Consider the following 16,216-nt stretch of genomic DNA (forward strand, 5'->3'; position numbering starts at 1 on the left):
CGCGCATGTGCAAAAAGTGCGCGACCAGAACGGCACATCGATCCTGTGGGCGACCCATCTGGTCGAAGAAGTCGAACACGCCGACCGGATCATCCTGATCAACAAGGGCGATGTTCTGGAAAACGGCACTCCGGCCGAGCTGATGGCCAGGGCGGGCGTCGACACCTTGACCGACGCCTATATCGCGCTGTCGCGGCTGGCGCCGGGGGCGGCGGCACCGGGAGTGCAGAGCTGAGCCTTCACCTCTCCCTTGGGGGGAGAGGTCGACCCTCTTGGGTCGGGTGAGGGGGCCTTTACCTTGTGAGGAGTTTGGGGGAGGCCCCCTCACCCGTCGCTGCGCGCCGACCTCTCCCCCCAGGGAGAGGTGAAGAGCGCCCGATGCCCGTTTCCAGCCATCCGCCCCTACCGAAACCCGCCCGGATTGCGCTTGCGCCAATCCCAGGGCGTGTCGACTTTGGCGCCGGGTTGCCACAGGCCGATAGCGGCGGTGCGGGCTTCCTCTTCGACCGCGGAATAGTCGTCGGCCTGTTCGACAAAGGCCAGCGCCATGCCGCTGCGGATCAATTCGGCGCCGACATCCGTATCGCCGATCTTGCAGACGCCGTAGCGGCGATTGAACGGATCGGGATCGCCGGACAGCGTGCAGGTTACGTCGCCGGCCGAAAGGATAGTGGTCAGAGTGTTTCTGGCCTCGTCCCAGCAGCCCCATTTCTTGGTGCCGACGGTACAGAACTGGCTGCGCTCGGGGGCATCGACGCCGTAGAGAATGACCCGTTGCGTGCCGATCGTGATGATATCGGCATCGACGGCGCGGGCCGGACCGGTCACCACATCGCCGTTCTGCGCCGTTGCGGGCGCTGCCAGCAGCATCACGCACAAGAGCCACGCCAATTTGCGAACCATCACTTCCTCCAATATTGTTGTTTACGACACCGGGCGCTGCTCCGGCCTATAACAGGGCCACAAAAGCCAGGAGAACGACGGTGAAACTTGTTGCCGCGATATTGATTGCTGTCCTTGCGGTGTCGCCTAGCGTGGCTTTTGCCGGTCCCGTCGAAGATCTGCTCAGCGGCGTCCGCAAGGAATGCAAAGGGTGCGATCTGACCAATGCGCGGTTCAAGAAAGCGGACCTGTCGGGCGTCGACTTCACCGGCGCCACCCTGACGGGCGCGACATTTCACCGGGCGATCCTGAAGGGCGCGATCTTCGATGGCGCCAAGGCCGACAGTGCCAATTTCAACCTCGCCGATCTCAGCGGCGCCAGCTTTATCGGCACCGATGTCCGCTACGGGCTGTTCTACGAGGCGCAATTGTCGGGCGCCAAGTTCGATAATGCCAACCTCACCGGCACGCGGATGCAGCATGCCCGCATGACCGGTGCGAGCCTGAAAGGGGCGACGCTCGACGATGCGGTGCTCAAGGAGGCGCGGGTCAACAATGCCGACCTGACCGGCGCGTCCCTGCTGCGCACCAATTTCGAGCAGGCCAGCATTGGCCGCTCCAAATTCGTCGATACGCGGATCGACAATGCCCGCTTCATCAAGGTCAACGGCGCGGGCGTCAGCTTTGCGGGCGCCACCATCACGCTGACCGACTATTTCGACGCCGATATCCGCAACGCGGACTTCACCGGTGCAACGGTGGCGGGCTCCCGCTTCACGCAGGCCAAGGTTGGCAACCTGGCCTTTGCGGGCGCCACCATGATGCACAATTTCATGCAGGGCGGGCAGCAGCAGAAATAGCTCAGGCCGGCGGCTTGACAGGCTCATAGGGCGCCTCCACCACTTCCAGGCGCGTTTGGCTCTGGAAATAGCCCTGGTTGACCTGCTGGGTCTCGGTATTGAGCGCTTCCTGGCCCTTCTTGCGCAGATAGCTGGATTCCAGCCGCATGCGCTGGCCGATCTCCGTATTGTCGGCGGTGCACAGTTCATGTTCGAACTGGTTGCCGACGCGGTTTTCGCCCGGCCGCAGGGGGATATTCTCGCAGGTCTGTTTCCAGCTGCCGTAGCGCCCCTTGAGGTTGCGCGCCAGCGTCACTGCAACGCGCCGTTCGCGCAAGCTCGCCCGTTCGTCGGTCACCACGCGGATGCCGCGCACGATGCCGCCATCGTCCACCAGCACCGACACGATCACCGGATGCGCATAGATCGAGGTGCCGCCCTGCAGCACCTTGTATTCGCTCTCCATGGCCTTGGCGATGTAGTCGATCTCGTCGTCATTGGCGAAATAGATTTCGTGCAGGCCCGATGGCTCGGGCGCGCATTTGGCGAAATTGGCGAAGGTGCCGATCATCTGCGCCGGCGGCCCGCCATTGGTGCCGCAGGCGATGTCGACCACTTCCATATCGGGAATCTGGCTGACCGGTTGGCCGAGCTTGACGTCCCAGATGGAAAAAATGGGCACCAGCGCCGGATCGAACTGCGCCTGCGATGGCGTGGCGCCGGGCAAAGCCACGACGCACGCCATCAATAGCCAAACTATGCCATTGCGCAGGGCCATTGATCTCACTCGAGGTTGGTGCAGGCTTTGCTGGCGCTGGCGCCGAAGAACTCCTGGCACTGTTCCAGCGTCGTGGGGCCCTGCCCCTGAACATGCGTCTGGATATAGGCCACGAGGTTGATGATGTCGGCTGGCCGCAGGCTCTTGCCCTTGCGCGGTGCATTGGCCGCATCGAAATCGGCCATCACCTGATCGAAGCAGATCTCGGGTTTCTTGTAGGCCTGGTTGTTGTGGTAGGGCATCGGCGTGCCCGGAATGCCGCAACTGATCGTGTCGATGAAGGTCTGCGTGTCGAGCTGGCTTTCACGCAGCTTGGCGGCGTCGCCTTCGGAGCGCGGGTTCTTGCCCATGCCGTCGCCGTTCCAGCCATGGCAGGTCAGGCACGCACCGGTGCGGGCGAAAACCTGCTGGCCCTTGGTGATATCGGCGCCTTCGAGGAGGCTCGCGTTCATGAATTCAGTCACGGGATAGCTGGAGAGCGACGCCGGATCGCCCGCCGCGGTGTCCGTCGTTGCCGCCGCAGGTGCGTCAGTGGTGGTGGCGGGGGGTTGAAACGAGAAGGCCGCGACCGGAACGGCAGCGACCAGGATGGCGGCGAGGAACAGTTTGGCGCGTGTGGCGAATGAGGGCATGGAGAATGGTCCTGAGCAATGGAGTTGCCGGGCGCTGGAAGCGCCCGGCATTTCACGGTGTTTATGGCTCCCGTTAAAGGGCGAACACGTAGAGCATGTTGGCCGCAGGCTTGTTGTCGAGCTCTGCATGGCCCATCGCCGTCGAACCCATGCCACCGCCGGCGATAGCAATGAACTGCTTGCCATCGACTGCGAAGGAGATCGGCGGTGCCTGGAACACGTTGCCGACGTTGATCGACCACTTTTGTTCCAGCGTCTTGGCGTCATAGGCGCCAAAGGTGCCGTCGAGTTCGCCGGTCCAGACCAGGCCGGGGGTCGCGAGGATACCCGAGAAGTTCGGATAAGGACGATCGGTCTTCACCGTCTGCTTGCCGGTGGCTACTTCGAAGCCGAAGATCGAGCCGGCCTGCACGCCGCTGCCGGCCGCTGCGCCGCCGGTGAAGATGGCGCCGCTGGCGACGTCTGCCGGTGCGACCGGGTCATTGGTCAGGTTCGAACAGCCTTCGATGCCGGCGCCATACGCGATGCCGGTCGACTTGTCATAGGCCGTGGGCCAGAAATTGATGCCGCCCTGGATGTTCGGGCATGTTTCCGTACCATCGCCACCACGGCGATTGGTGCCATTGGCATATTCCTGCAGCGGCACCGAGCTATTGTATTCCACCGGCTTGCCGGTCTTGGGATCGACACCCTTGGTCCAGTTCAGCTTGGTGACATACTGGCTGGCGTTGATGAACGAGCCGTTGGTGCGGTCCAACGTGTAAAAGATGCCGTTGCGGCCGAAATGGGCCAGAACCTTGCGGTCTTCGCCATTGACCTTGGTGTCCATCAGCAGTTGAACGCCGACTTCGTCATAGTCCATGTAGTCGCCGGGCGTGTACTGGAAGTGCCACTTGAGCGCACCGGTATCGGCATCGAGCGCCAGCGACGAGTTCGAGTAGAGGTTGTCGCCGGGACGGTATTCGGGATCATACATCGGCACCGGGTTGCCCGTGCCCCAGTAGATGGTATTGGAGGCCTCGTCATAGGAGCCGGTGACCCAGGCGGCGGCGCCACCGGTCTTCCAGCAATCGGGGTTACCGGTCTGGTCGCAGAGCCAGGTTTCGCTACCGGGCTGGCCCGGCTCTGGAATGGTATAGAAGCGCCAGACTTCCTCGCCGGTCGCCGCATCGAGCGAGGCGATCCAGCCGCGCGTGGCCCAGTCGCCATAGCTCTGGCCAACGATGATCTTGTCCTTGATCACCAGCGGCGCATTGGTAAAGCCTTCGCCCTGCTCCTTGGCAACCTGCTGGTCCCAGACCACGTCGCCGGTCTCGTCGTCGAACGCCATCACGCGGCCGTCGTTGAGGGCCACGATGACCAGGTTGTTCCACAGCGCCAGGCCGCGGCTGGCGGCCAGAATGCCGCGATTGGGATCCTTGTCGACGCCGGTGTCGCCGACCCAGACGATGTCGCCGCGCTTGCCGCTGGTGACGTCGATCTTGTAGGGCGTTCCCCAGGGATCGGTGATGTAAAGGAAGCCGTCCTTGGCGAGCGGCGTGCCTTCCATGGAGCCAATGCCGAACGAGGTCGGCTCAAGGCCACCTAGCGGAACGGCGAAAGCCAGCTTCAGCCCGGAGACGTTGTCCGGCGTGATTTCCTTGAGTGGCGAGAAGCGGTTGGAATCATAGGTGCGATGCACCATCAGCCAGTTGCCCGCTTCGGCATCGGAGCCGGCCGCAGCCAGGCGCGCGGGTGTCGCATCTTCGGCATAACTCGATATTGCAGGCACAGCCGAAAGCAGCGCTGCTACGGCCAAGCCGAGCAGCATATTTTTGCCTCTTAACATTGGTCTCCCCCTTGGAGTGTTTTTTTGTAGAGGAGGCCATGTGACACTGGGGCTGCCCAAATTTCGCCTATCTACGTCATAGGAGAATCGAAGCACCCGGCCGAGGATTAGCCGACCATCGAAAAGGCGTGCGCTTCGTGGGGCACCATTTCCTTGAGGTACTCGGTCTTGCAGAAATGTTCGATGCCGCGGAAGATTTCAGCATAGGGCCGCAGGCTCATCAGGTGCTTGGGCATGGCCAGCACGATGCTGCGGCTGAAATTGGGAATCGGCAGGATTTGCAGGGCTTCGCGCACATCGGTGGGCAAGTTCGGCAGCAGCGATAGCGGGCAATGCGTGGTGGCGAGCCCTTCGGCGACGATGTCGACGGCCGCCGTATAGGTCATAGCCGAAAAGGTCGGCGTCGCGCCCGGCAGGTTGTGGCGATACCAGTCATCCGACTTGGTGCGCAGCGACACATTGCCATCGATGTTGACGAAGTAGTTGAGCGGCCCGTTCAACTGCTGCGGGCGTTGGCGACTCATGGCGTTCTTGATGTCGGCCAGCGGCACAGAGGCGGGGACCAGCCAAGCCACCGGATCGTCAAACAGCTTGGCGATGGCGAAGGAGCTGCGGTCGTCGGTGATGGCATCTTCGCTGACGATGGCACAATTGAGTTGGTGTAGGCGAAGCTGCTGCACCAGTTCGGTACTGGTCACCGCATATTTGATTTCGAATTTGACGAAGCCCGGCTGCTTGGCGGCGATTCGAGCCGCGGCGGACACGAAGCGTCCGCGCAGTGTCGGGGTGACGCCCATTTGCCAGGTGACGGTATTGAGCAGGAAGCGCCGGCGATGCTCTTCCATCATCCCTTCGATGCGGCCGAGCAGATCACTGCTGGCCTTGAACCAGTATTCGCCGGAAGGCGTCAGGGTGATGGTGCCGGTCCGATTGCGCAGGATCAGTTGCGCATCGAGCTTTTCTTCAAGTTTGGCAAGCTGTTGGGAGATTGAGGGTTGCGACAGACCGATGCGCCGCGAGGCCTTGGTGATCGAGCCGGCGACGACGACCGCCTGGAAAATCTGCAACTGCTTTAGGGTGACATCCATGTTCAATAGTTCCACTGACATGTCAGTAGAACACATTGATGGGCATAACCAAATCACACAATCGTCTAATTGCCGCGCGACAAATTTGCGCATCGCGCCGCTCCATTCAACGGAGGGCGCAACCCGGCGGTTCAGGCGGCCGTGGCCGTTAAGGCGCCACGTAGTCCGGCGAGAAAGTCATCAGATAGGCGACGAGATTGTCGACATCCGTAGGCTCTTTCAGGCCCGGAAAGCTCATCTTGGTGCCGGGCACCTTGACCTTGGGCGCGGTGAGGAAGGCGTGCAGATCCTCGGGTGTCCAGACCAGGCCCGCCGCGCCGGCGTCCTTCATGGCGGTGGAATAGTTGAAATCGGCAATTGAGCCCGCAGGCCGGCCAACGACGGCGTTGAGCTCGGGACCGGCCTTGTTGCGGGCGCCCTCCCCGATCGCGTGACAGCCGGCACAACGCTTGAAGATGGTCTCGCCGGCCGTGGCATCGCCCTGCGCCAACGCGGGGGCGGTGATGCCTGCCAGGGCGACAAAAGTCAGGGCCAGTGTTTTGATCAAGTCGTCCTCGCGCGTCAGTTGCAGATCGGCGTTAGCCAGCGCTCACGCTCCGCACGCCTGTGCGCCAGCTATGGCCAGCCAACACCCTTTCCGGGGTGATAAAAAGCAATAGGAAGCATTGGAAGAGGCTATGACCGCCCTCTCGGCTGGTCGTGCTAGGCAATTGGGACAGAATGGGCGGCCCCCCAAGCAACGGGAACCACGGCCTCAATTGGCTAGGGAGAAAGCATGGCGAATGTGACCAGGGCCTTTATCGGCTCGGCCTCCGAGATTGAAGATTTCGGACCTCTTCTTCGCTTCCTGCTGCTCAACGTGCTGATCGCGCTTGGCTTGTTTGTGCTGTGGTATTTCGGCCTGCTGCAACTGGTACTGGCGACCGACCATACCCGCGTGTCGATCCTGATCTTCGCGATCTTCTGCCTGACCGGGCTGCATTGCCTCTATCAGACCGTGGTGATTTCGCGCGAACTGGTGCGCGCCCGCAAGGCCCGCGATATCGTCGTGGCCGAGAGCGGAAGCGGCCTGCGCATCGACGGCGAGCAGGTGACGACCGGCAATGGCAGCGTGCTCGAGCCCGGCATCATGACCAATCACATCATCAACATCATCCGCAAGCGGCGGCTGCAATCGGAACGCCATGTCGACCAGACGCTGCTGCTGCGCTCGCTGGCCGACAAGCTGCGCGGCCGCGAAAAGCTCGGGCTGTTCGTGTCCGAAGCGCTGTTGCGCCTGGCTTTGCTCGGCACCGCCATCGGCTTCATCCTGATGCTCATTCCAATCTCGGCGCTGACATCGTTCGAAAGCGACACCCTGCGGTCGGCGCTTGGCGGCATGACGGGCGGCATGGCGGTGGCGCTGAACGTCACGGTAGCGGGCATTGCCAGCGCGCTCCTGCTCAAGCTCGAATATTACCTGCTCGACAATTCCATCGGCGAATTGTTCGAAATGATCACCGAGACGACCGAAATCCACGTGGTGTCGGCGCTGGAGCAGGCCGCTCATGCATGAGACGAGCCTGTTCTCGGGGGGCAGCGAGGACGGCACCTTTGTGCCATTCACCGATATCCTGTTCAACGCCCTGCTCGGCTTCGCCGTCATGCTGTTCATCGCCTTCGCGCTGATCCGGCCCGATGCGAAGGCCGGCGACGTCGAGGTCAAGGCCGAGATCCTGGTCACCGTGACCTGGCCGGACAACGATCCGAACGACATCGACACCTACGTGCAGGAGCCGGGCGGCGACGTGGTCTGGTATCACTCCATGCAGAAGGGCTTCGTGACGCTCGACCGCGACGATCGCGGCAATTATCTCGACAAGATCGAGGTCAACGGCGAGACGCTGGCCTTCCCGCTGAACCAGGAAACCGTCACGGTCCGTCGCATCGTGCCGGGCGAATACATCATCAATGTCTACGAATACACCGACGAAACCAGCGCTCCTGTGCCGGTGACCGTCAAGGTGGAAAAGATAAATCCGAAGCTGTCGGTGGTCTATTACGACACCCTGATCCTGACGCGCAAAGGCGACGAACAGACCGCCGTGCGCTTCACGCTCGATGCCGATGGTGAGGTTTCCGACATCAATACCCGCCCCGCCTCCCTGATCCAGGCGGTCCGCAAATGATGATGACCGCGATCGCCGGCACCGTGGGTGCCTATATCGTGCTGGCCGTGCTGCTGCTCAGCCTGAACATCGCCTCGCTATGGCGCTGGTGGATCAAGGCCGGCGCCATCGTGCTGACGGCGCTGGTGTTCATCGGCTCCTATATCGCCATTACGGGCCTCGTGGGCTGGGCGTCCACCAGCACGATGCCCGCGCGGTTCAGCCTGCTGGCGACGCGCATCGTCGAGCCGGACAAGCTGCGCGATACCCCCGGCCACATCTATCTATGGATTGAGGAGATTGACGACAACCAGATCGTCATTAGCCCGCCGCGCGCCTATGAGGTGCCATACGATGTCGAAATGGCCACCGAAGTGGCCTCGGCGCAAAGCCAACTCGAAGGCGGCAGCGACATCATGGGGCAATTCGAGGCCACTGGCACGCAGGATGCCGGCAAACAATCCAGTCCGAACGAGGACGGCTCTGAAGTCACGATGTCGGCCGGCAACGAGCAGGCCAATACCGCCGGCGGTCCGAGTGGCGTGGTCGACAACATTCCCCCCGGCGCCACGATAAGCTTTTCAGACATGCCGGCCGTCAGCCTGCCCGACAAGGGGCCGGTCGTGGTGGTTGGCAATTAGCTGATAGTGGTGTCGCTTAGTTGCGAGCGCCGGTGCGCGGCTCGGCAAAGCAGGCGGCCGTGAGATGTTCGGTCAGGAACTGTTCGACCGAGCGCGGGGCACGGCCGAGAATCTCACTGACGGCTTCGGTGGCATAGGCGGCGCGACCGGCGGCAATCAATCCCTTGAACTGCGCCACTGCCCGCTGCTCAAAGCTGGCATCGGCGGCGGTGATGGCAGGCACCGCAGCATCGGCAACTGCGACGGGACGATGCAGCAGGCGGGCGAGAATGCCGGCGATCTGGCGCAAATCCACGATGGCTGGCCCGGTGAGGATAGCCGGCTTGCCGATGACCTCGTGGGCCAGCAATTGATGCGCCGCCACATCGGCGATGTCGCGCATGTCGATAAAGGCAATCCCGGCGCCGCCATAGCCGGCCGACAGCATCTGCCCGGTCTCGGCCTGGTGGATCAGCTTGGGCAGCGCTACCTGCATCCAGGCATTGGGGCGCAGCGACACATGCTCGATCGGCAGGCCGCGCAGCCGCCACTCCACCGCCGCGTGAGCGTCGCCGGACATCGACACGCCCGGCGGATCGATGGTCCAGTCCGCGCCCGAAATCTTGACGATGCGGCTGGCGCCAGCCGCCACCGCCGCCTCCGCTACCCCGATCTGGTCGATGCTCAAGGTGCCGCTGAGCGGAGACAGCAATAGCAGGCGCTGGATCCCGCGCACTGCCGCGCGGACGCTGACGGGATCGGCGAAGTCGCCGCTGGCCACCTCGACGCTGGCGCCAAACAGCGCTCGTGCGTGACCCGGCCGCCGGGTGAACACCCGCACATGCTGGTTCTTGCCGACGAGGCGGGCGACAATCAATTGGCCGAGCCGGCCGGTGGCCCCAGTGACGAGGATCGGCGCACTCATGCTGCGTGCCGGACGAAAGTGGAAGCGGCGGTCATCTCGGTCTCCTGCAATAGCGCGGTGGTCACTGTCCCCTTTAGTCTATAAAATAAGTAGACATTGTCGATTGCGAAGTTTTGGAGCTTTCCAGACGGGCTTTGCGGATTTGGCCGGTGAACGTCGTGTTTTTTGCGCGGCCGGAAACGTCAGTCGGTGACGTCGGGCAGGGTGCGCCGGACCGCGTCGCGCCAGCCCTTGAGCTTTTTGCCCCGAAGCGCGGGGTCCATGCGGGGGTGGAATTGCCGGTCGCTGAGCCGCCGCGCGGCAAAGCCGGCCGCATCGGGCCAGACGCCAGCCTTCCAGCCCGCCAGCCAGGCTACCCCCAGGGGGGTCATGTCGGCCAGCGGCGCGCGATCGACCGTGGCCTCGGTCACATCGGCCAGGAATTGCAGGGTCCAGTCGGAGGCGATCATATTGCCATCGGCGCGGATGACGATGTCGCCGTCATGCCCCCAGTCCTTGCGCATGGTCTCGATCAGATCGTGGGACTGGTAACCCACGGCCTCCAGTGCCGCCCGCACCAGATCGTGGGGCCTGGCGCCGCGGCTGAGGCCGAACAGGGCGCCCCGTGCGTCAGTTTCGCGCCAATCGGATCCAGCGCCCACAAAGGCGGGAACCAGATAGATCGGCAAGGAAGGGTCGGAGGCCGCGGCCAGCTTCTCAGCCTGGTCCCAGTGCTCGAAGATTTCCAGATCGTCGTGCAGCCATTGCAATGAACCGCCCACCGACACGATCGCGCCTTCAAGCGCATAGGTCGATTTGCCGTCGAGCCGATAGGCGATGGTGGACAGCAGCCGATGGGTGGAGCGCACGATGTCGTTGCCGGTATTGAGCAGGACGAAGCAGTGCTCGTCATAGGTCGATTTCAGCATGCCGGGCGCAAAGCAGGCCTGGCCAATGAGCGCGGCCTGCTGGTTGCCCACAACCCCCAGTATGGGCACGGCCGCGCCCAGCACGCCCGGATCGGTCAGACCAAAATCGTCGGCGCTGTCGAGGACGCGCGGCAGGATATTGGCGGGCACGTCGAACAGGTCCAGCAGTTCGGGGGCCCAGGCGTTGGCCTCGATATCGAACAATATCGTCTGGCTGGCGTTGGTGGCGTCGGTGGCATGCGCCCTGCCCCCGGTCAGCCGGTAAATCAAGAAGCTATCGACGGTGCCGAAGGCCAGTTCTCCCTTAGCGGCCCGGTCGCGGGCCCCCTCGACGCTATCCAGCAGCCATTTTACCTTGGGGGCCGAGAAATAGGCATGGATCAACAGCCCGGTGCGTTGCGCGAGCATGGGCTCGTGGCCTGCGTCCTTGAGCGCGGTGCAGTGCGACGCGGTGCGCTGATCGCGCCAGACCACCGCATTGTGGATCGCACGGCCGGTGGCGCGGTCCCAGATAAGCGTGGTGGCACGCTGGTTGGTAATGCCGATGCCGGCGAGATCGCTCGCAGTGATCCCGGCCTTGCGGAGCGCCGTCTTGCAGGCCCACAGGCACGTTGCCCAAATCTCCTCGGCGACCTGCTCGACCCAGCCGGGCTGGGGATAATGCTGGGTAAGCTCCATCTTGCCCATGCCGACGATGTTCTGCTCGGCGTCGAAAACGAAGGCGAAACTCGCCAACGTGCTCTGATCGATGACCAGAATATATGGCTTCATCAGCCGTCCCCCGTGGATCGAGAGCTATATGCCACATTTTGCCGGAGAGGCAGCGGCAATGCTGAGGGGCAGCCCCAGTTCGACAGCATGGCTACGATATTGCGAACAGTGCGGATACCGGCCGGCCCAATTGATCGAGCCGCTATTGCGTGACACAAACGCCCAAAGCCCCACAGCCCGGTTTGCACGCCATGAAAAATATCGCCTTCCTGTCGTTCGGACACTGGACGCCTTCGCCGCAATCGCAGACCCGCTCGGCTGGCGATGCGCTGTTGCAGTCCATCGACCTGGCGGTCGCGGCCGAGGAATTGGGGGCCGACGGGGCTTACTTCCGCGTGCATCATTTCGCGCGCCAGCTTGCGTCGCCGTTTCCGCTGCTGGCGGCGGTCGGCGCCAAGACAAAGCGCATCGAGATCGGCACCGCGGTCATCGACATGCGCTACGAAAATCCCATGTACATGGTCGAGGATGCCGGCGCCGCCGACCTTATCGCCGGCGGCCGCCTGCAATTGGGCATCAGCCGTGGCTCGCCGGAGCAGGTGATCGATGGCTGGAAATATTTCGGCTATGCCCCGCCCGAAGGGCAGACGGAAGCCGACATGGCGCGCGGCCATGCCGAAGTGTTTCTCGACCTGCTCAAGGGCGAGGGTTTTGCCCAGCCCAATCCGCGCCCGATGTTCCCCAATCCGCCCGGCCTGTTGCGGCTGGAGCCGCACTCGCCGGGCCTCGACGAACGCATCTGGTGGGGCGCAGCCACCGACGCCACCGCCGTGTGGGCGGCAAAGCTGGGAATGAACCTGCAGAGTTCGACGCTCAAATTCGATGAGAGCGGCAAGCCGTTCCATATCCAGCAGGCCGAGCAAATCCGCGCCTATCGCGCCGCCTGGAAGGAAGCTGGGCACACCCGCGAGCCACGCGTGTCGGTCAGCCGCTCGATCTTCGCGCTGGTCAATGACATGGACCGCGCCTATTTCGGCAATGGCCGGAACGAAGAGGACCAGTTCGGCTATATCGAGCCGGAAAAGCGCGCCGTCTTCGGTCGCGGCTATACGGGCGAGCCCGATGTGCTGATCCGCGAACTCGCCAAGGATGAGGCCATCGCGGAAGCGGATACCTTGCTACTGACGGTCCCCAACCAGCTCGGCGTCGACTATAATGCCCATGTCATCGAGGCCATCCTGACGCACGTTGCACCGGGACTGGGATGGCGCTGAGCCGAGGCTAGAGCCTCACCATTCGAGGACGATCTTGCCCTTTTCCCCACCGGCGGCGAGTTCGAAGGCCTTGGCATAGTCGGCGGCGGGCATGCGGCGGGTGATGACCTTGCGGACATCGAGACCCGATTCCAGCATCGCCATCATCTTGTGCCAGGTCTCGAACATTTCGCGGCCATAGATGCCGCGCAGCGTGATCATGCGGAAGACGATCTTGCCGAGGTCGAAAATGAACGGCCGGGAGGGCACGCCGAGCAGCGCGATGCGGCCGCCCATCACCATATGGTCGATCATCTGATCCAGCGCTGCGGGCGCGCCACTCATTTCCAGCCCGACATCGAAACCCTCCTTCATGCCGAGCCGGTCCATGACCGAACGCAGGTCTTCGCTGGCAACGTTGACCGGCACGACATCGGCAACCTCGGCGGCCAGCGCCAGTCGCTCCGGGTTCACGTCGGTGATGACCACATGGCGGGCGCCGACATGGCGCGCGACGGCCGCGCCCATGATGCCGATCGGGCCGGCGCCGGTGACCAGCACGTCCTCGCCGACAATGTTGAAAGCGAGGGCGGTGTGCACGGCATTGCCAAGCGGATCGAGGATGGCGCCCATTTCGTCATCGATGGAATCTGGCAGCGGAATGATGTTGAAGGCTGGGATTTTGACGAATTCGGCAAAGGCGCCCGGCAGGTTGACGCCGATGCCCTTGGTGTTGGGATCGAGGTGGAACTTGCCGGCACGGCTGGCGCGGCTATTCATACCGACGACATGGCCCTCGCCGGAGACGCGCTGGCCGATGCGAAGGTTTCTGACCTCCGCACCGATGGCGGCGATTTCGCCAGCATATTCGTGGCCGGTTATCATTGGCACCGGAACGGTCTTCTGGGCCCATTCGTCCCAGTTGTAGATGTGGATATCGGTGCCGCAAATGCCGGTTTTGTGCACTTTGACCAGCACATCCTCGGGGCCGATTTCGGGGACCGGACGATCCTCCATCCAGATGCCGCGTTCGGCTTTGGCCTTGACCAGTGCGCGCATCAAATGATCCCCAATTGCTTGCCGGCCTCGGTGAAGGCGCCGATGGCGAAATCCACGTCCGCATCCTCCAGCGCCGCCGACATCTGAGTGCGGATGCGCGCTTTGCCCTTGGGCACGACGGGGAAAAAGAAGCCCGCCACATAGACGCCGCGCCTGTCGAGTTCCGCCGCAAGATCCTGCGCCAGCTTGGCTTCTCCCAGCATGACCGGGATGATGGGCGTCTCGCCCGCGAGCAGCTCAAAGCCCGCATCGGTGAGCCCGGCGCGGAACTTTCGCGTGTGCCGCATAAGCTTTTCGCGCCGATCGTCGGCCGCTTCGGCGATGGCAATCGCCTTAAGCGAGCCAGCAGCGACGGAGGGCGCGAGGGCGTTGGAGAACAGATAGGGGCGAGCGCGCTGGCGCAGCAGGTCGATGATGGGCTGGCTGGCGGCGATAAAGCCGCCCATCGCGCCGCCCAGCGTCTTGCCCAGCGTGCCCGTGACAATATCAACGCGGTCGCCAACGCCGGTGAGCGCCGGGGTGCCGCGACCCTGCGGGCCCAGATGGCCAGTGGCGTGGCAATCGTCGACGGCCACCATGGCGCCGTAGCGGTCGGCCAGCGCGCAGATTTCGGAGAGGTTGGCGATGTGGCCGTCCATGGAAAAGACGCCGTCGGTGACAATGAGCTTGAACCGCACGCCGTCGCTGACGGCTTGTTTCAACTGGGTTTCCAGATCGTCCATGTCGCTGGTGGCGAAGCGGTAGCGCTTGGCCTTGCTGAGGCGCACGCCATCGATGATGGAGGCGTGGTTGAGACTATCAGAAATGATCGCGTCTTCGGCGTCGAGCAGGGTTTCGAACAGGCCCCCATTGGCATCGAAGCAGGCGGCGAACAGGATGGCGTCATCCTTGCCGAGATAGCGGGCCACTGCCTGTTCCAGCTCGCGATGCAGATCGAGCGTGCCGCAGATGAACCGTACCGATGCCATGCCGAAGCCATAGCGCTGCAGCGCATCCGACGCGGCCGCAATGATGTCCGGATGGTCGGCGAGGCCGAGGTAATTGTTGGCGCAGAGGTTGACCAGTTGGCGTCCGCCCGCCAGCGAAATCCGGCCGCCCTGCGGACCGGTGATCTGGCGTTCGCGCTTGGTCAGGCCCGCCGACTCGATGTCGGCAAGGATGGTCTGGATATGCGTGGTGAAATCTGGCTGCATGGGACAACACTCTGATATCAAGGAAATTCCATTATAACGGAAAATATGTCAAGCTATAACGGAATGACGCTTGCGGACCTATGCTGCGCTTGGCAGGCTAGCGGCGCCAGACCATAAGTGCAGCCGAACGAGACCGAATGTGGAAGTGATTATGGCGTCCGAGGCACCCGATATCGGCCCGGTGATCCAGCGCGAGCGCAAGGCACGGCATCTGACGCTGGAGCGGCTGGCGTCCTTGTCGGGCGTGTCTAAATCCATGCTGTCGCAAATCGAGCGCGGCGAATCCAACCCGACCTTTGCAGTGCTGTGGGGGCTGACCCAGGCGCTCAAGATCGACATGGCCGACCTGATCGCCGGCGGGGTGGCACATCGGCAAAGCAATCCGGTGGATCTGGTCTCAGTACCGCTAACGCCAGAGATCAAAAGCCCTGACGGACAATGGCGGCTGCGCATCCTGAGCCCGCCCGCCATGGCCGGGCGGGTGGAGTGGTACGAGCTGGACATGGCCCCCAAAGGCCGATTGCAAAGTGCCCCGCATGCCGCCGGGACCTACGAGCACCTGACGGCGCAGACCGAAGGCCTCACAGTGCGGACAGCGCTGGGCGAGCAAACCCTGCGTCTAGGCGAAACGGCGCGCTATCGCGCCGATGTCGAGCACGAGATCAGCAACGGCGGACCGGCAGAAGCGCGGGCGTTGATGGTCGTGGTCTACGAATAGTCGCTATTCCAGCTCCAACGCCGAGAACAGCTCGACATCCGAATCGTAATTGGCGAGTTCCGTCGCGGCGGTTTCGAACAGCGCTAGGCGGCGCTTGGCGGCGGTATGGTCCTTGACCTTGGCGGTCACCTGTTCGTTCAGCCGCTGCACGAACAGATTGGGGTGCTCGTCCTGCCGCTTGATGCGGCCGCGCAGGCCGGTGAGCGCGGCAATTTCCGCATCGAGCTTCTGGCAGCGTTCAGTAGCCTGTGCGGATTGACCGGTCAGCGCCACTGCCATCTGCTTGATGAAATCGACCCGATCGAGCGGCAGTCCGAGCTCCAGGGCGGTGCTGACGGCGGTGTCGAACATGTCGGCCAGGATGATCACCACCTCTTGCCGATAGGAGCGCGCGCCCTCCTCATCGACGAGGCCGGTTTCATCGAATAGCCGTCGCGCCTCGGGATCGGCGAGCACGCCAAACGCCTTGACCACGACGATGAACGCGCTGGGCGCACCGCCGCGATCCGGGTGCGTCAGCCGGGCGTTTTGGCGATAGGCCGACTTGATGGCGTCAGGAGTGGCCGATCGCGGCACGCCCAGGATGGTATAGGGGTCGAATGCTTGCATGGCGCCAATTTACGGTGGTGTTGGTG

17 protein-coding genes and 1 pseudogene are annotated in these 16,216 nt (G+C 63.1%); 7 read left to right on the top strand and 11 right to left on the bottom strand.

From position 1 onward, the window contains the following. Positions 1-235 (top strand): annotated as a pseudogene (locus JWR51_RS16955) (hypothetical protein); the annotation flags it as partial. A 167-nt stretch (positions 236-402) separates the two neighbouring features. Here the strand turns inward: JWR51_RS16955 and JWR51_RS16960 are convergent. Beyond that, positions 403-903 carry a thermonuclease family protein gene (locus JWR51_RS16960; protein WP_299750112.1) on the bottom strand — a complete coding sequence of 167 codons (501 nt, stop codon included), beginning with the start codon at positions 901-903 and terminating at the stop codon, positions 403-405. Between the two features lie 80 nt (positions 904-983). Here JWR51_RS16960 and JWR51_RS16965 point away from each other — a divergent pair, with 80 nt between their 5' ends. Continuing rightward, a complete protein-coding gene (locus JWR51_RS16965; protein WP_299750115.1) occupies positions 984-1,742 on the top strand; it encodes a pentapeptide repeat-containing protein in 759 nt (252 codons plus the stop codon). A gap of 1 nt (position 1,743) precedes the next feature. Here the strand turns inward: JWR51_RS16965 and JWR51_RS16970 are convergent, their stop codons facing one another. The 5 genes from JWR51_RS16970 to JWR51_RS16990 form a co-directional block, all read right to left on the bottom strand. After that, positions 1,744-2,499: a hypothetical protein gene (locus JWR51_RS16970; RefSeq protein ID WP_299750118.1), complete on the bottom strand. Its 756-nt coding sequence runs from the start codon at positions 2,497-2,499 to the stop codon at positions 1,744-1,746. Between the two features lie 5 nt (positions 2,500-2,504). Next, positions 2,505-3,131, bottom strand: coding sequence for a c-type cytochrome (locus tag JWR51_RS16975; protein ID WP_299750121.1), 627 nt, complete (start codon positions 3,129-3,131; stop codon positions 2,505-2,507). A gap of 73 nt (positions 3,132-3,204) precedes the next feature. After that, positions 3,205-4,959 carry a PQQ-binding-like beta-propeller repeat protein gene (locus tag JWR51_RS16980; protein WP_299750124.1) on the bottom strand — a complete coding sequence of 585 codons (1,755 nt, stop codon included), beginning with the start codon at positions 4,957-4,959 and terminating at the stop codon, positions 3,205-3,207. A gap of 107 nt (positions 4,960-5,066) precedes the next feature. Next, entirely contained in the window at positions 5,067-6,047 is a 981-nt protein-coding gene (locus JWR51_RS16985) for a LysR family transcriptional regulator (RefSeq protein WP_299750127.1), read from the bottom strand. A gap of 148 nt (positions 6,048-6,195) precedes the next feature. After that, a complete protein-coding gene (locus JWR51_RS16990) occupies positions 6,196-6,591 on the bottom strand; it encodes a cytochrome c family protein (RefSeq protein ID WP_299750350.1) in 396 nt (131 codons plus the stop codon). Between the two features lie 231 nt (positions 6,592-6,822). Here JWR51_RS16990 and JWR51_RS16995 point away from each other — a divergent pair, with 231 nt between their 5' ends. The 3 genes from JWR51_RS16995 to JWR51_RS17005 are packed head-to-tail and all read left to right on the top strand — an operon-like array spanning position 6,823 to position 8,835. Beyond that, on the top strand, positions 6,823-7,602 hold the full coding sequence (locus tag JWR51_RS16995; RefSeq protein ID WP_299750129.1) for a MotA/TolQ/ExbB proton channel family protein: 780 nt from the start codon (positions 6,823-6,825) through the stop codon (positions 7,600-7,602). Beyond that, positions 7,595-8,215 (top strand): hypothetical protein, encoded by a 621-nt coding sequence (locus tag JWR51_RS17000; protein ID WP_299750132.1) that lies wholly within the window; start codon positions 7,595-7,597, stop codon positions 8,213-8,215. Before JWR51_RS16995 ends, JWR51_RS17000 begins: the two co-directional genes overlap by 8 nt. Next, positions 8,212-8,835 (top strand): hypothetical protein, encoded by a 624-nt coding sequence (locus JWR51_RS17005; RefSeq protein WP_299750135.1) that lies wholly within the window; start codon positions 8,212-8,214, stop codon positions 8,833-8,835. The genes JWR51_RS17000 and JWR51_RS17005 overlap by 4 nt, the downstream gene beginning before the upstream one ends. A gap of 16 nt (positions 8,836-8,851) precedes the next feature. Here the strand turns inward: JWR51_RS17005 and JWR51_RS17010 are convergent, their stop codons facing one another. Next, entirely contained in the window at positions 8,852-9,739 is an 888-nt protein-coding gene (locus JWR51_RS17010; RefSeq protein ID WP_299750138.1) for an NAD(P)H-binding protein, read from the bottom strand. 182 nt (positions 9,740-9,921) lie between these two features. Beyond that, entirely contained in the window at positions 9,922-11,418 is a 1,497-nt protein-coding gene (glpK, locus tag JWR51_RS17015) for a glycerol kinase GlpK (RefSeq protein ID WP_299750140.1), read from the bottom strand. 191 nt (positions 11,419-11,609) lie between these two features. Between glpK and JWR51_RS17020 the strand changes: the two genes are divergently transcribed. Next, positions 11,610-12,632: an LLM class flavin-dependent oxidoreductase gene (locus JWR51_RS17020; RefSeq protein ID WP_299750143.1), complete on the top strand. Its 1,023-nt coding sequence runs from the start codon at positions 11,610-11,612 to the stop codon at positions 12,630-12,632. A gap of 15 nt (positions 12,633-12,647) precedes the next feature. Here JWR51_RS17020 and tdh read toward each other — a convergent pair whose 3' ends face one another. Beyond that, on the bottom strand, positions 12,648-13,670 hold the full coding sequence (tdh, locus tag JWR51_RS17025; RefSeq protein WP_299750145.1) for an L-threonine 3-dehydrogenase: 1,023 nt from the start codon (positions 13,668-13,670) through the stop codon (positions 12,648-12,650). Next, positions 13,670-14,863 (bottom strand): glycine C-acetyltransferase, encoded by a 1,194-nt coding sequence (locus JWR51_RS17030; RefSeq protein ID WP_299750147.1) that lies wholly within the window; start codon positions 14,861-14,863, stop codon positions 13,670-13,672. The genes tdh and JWR51_RS17030 overlap by 1 nt, the downstream gene beginning before the upstream one ends. A 151-nt stretch (positions 14,864-15,014) precedes the next feature. Between JWR51_RS17030 and JWR51_RS17035 the strand changes: the two genes are divergently transcribed. After that, complete coding sequence (locus JWR51_RS17035; protein WP_299750150.1) at positions 15,015-15,581, top strand: XRE family transcriptional regulator; 567 nt, start codon at positions 15,015-15,017, stop codon at positions 15,579-15,581. A 3-nt stretch (positions 15,582-15,584) separates the two neighbouring features. On the opposite strand, the gene JWR51_RS17040 is transcribed toward JWR51_RS17035, so the two are convergent. Continuing rightward, the gene (locus JWR51_RS17040) at positions 15,585-16,190 is read right to left on the bottom strand and encodes a J domain-containing protein (RefSeq protein WP_299750153.1); all 606 of its coding nucleotides are present in this window, start codon (positions 16,188-16,190) and stop codon (positions 15,585-15,587) included. Positions 16,191-16,216 lie beyond the last annotated feature (26 nt).

Source organism: Devosia sp. (assembly GCF_028290625.1).
Lineage (GTDB): Bacteria > Pseudomonadota > Alphaproteobacteria > Rhizobiales > Devosiaceae > Devosia.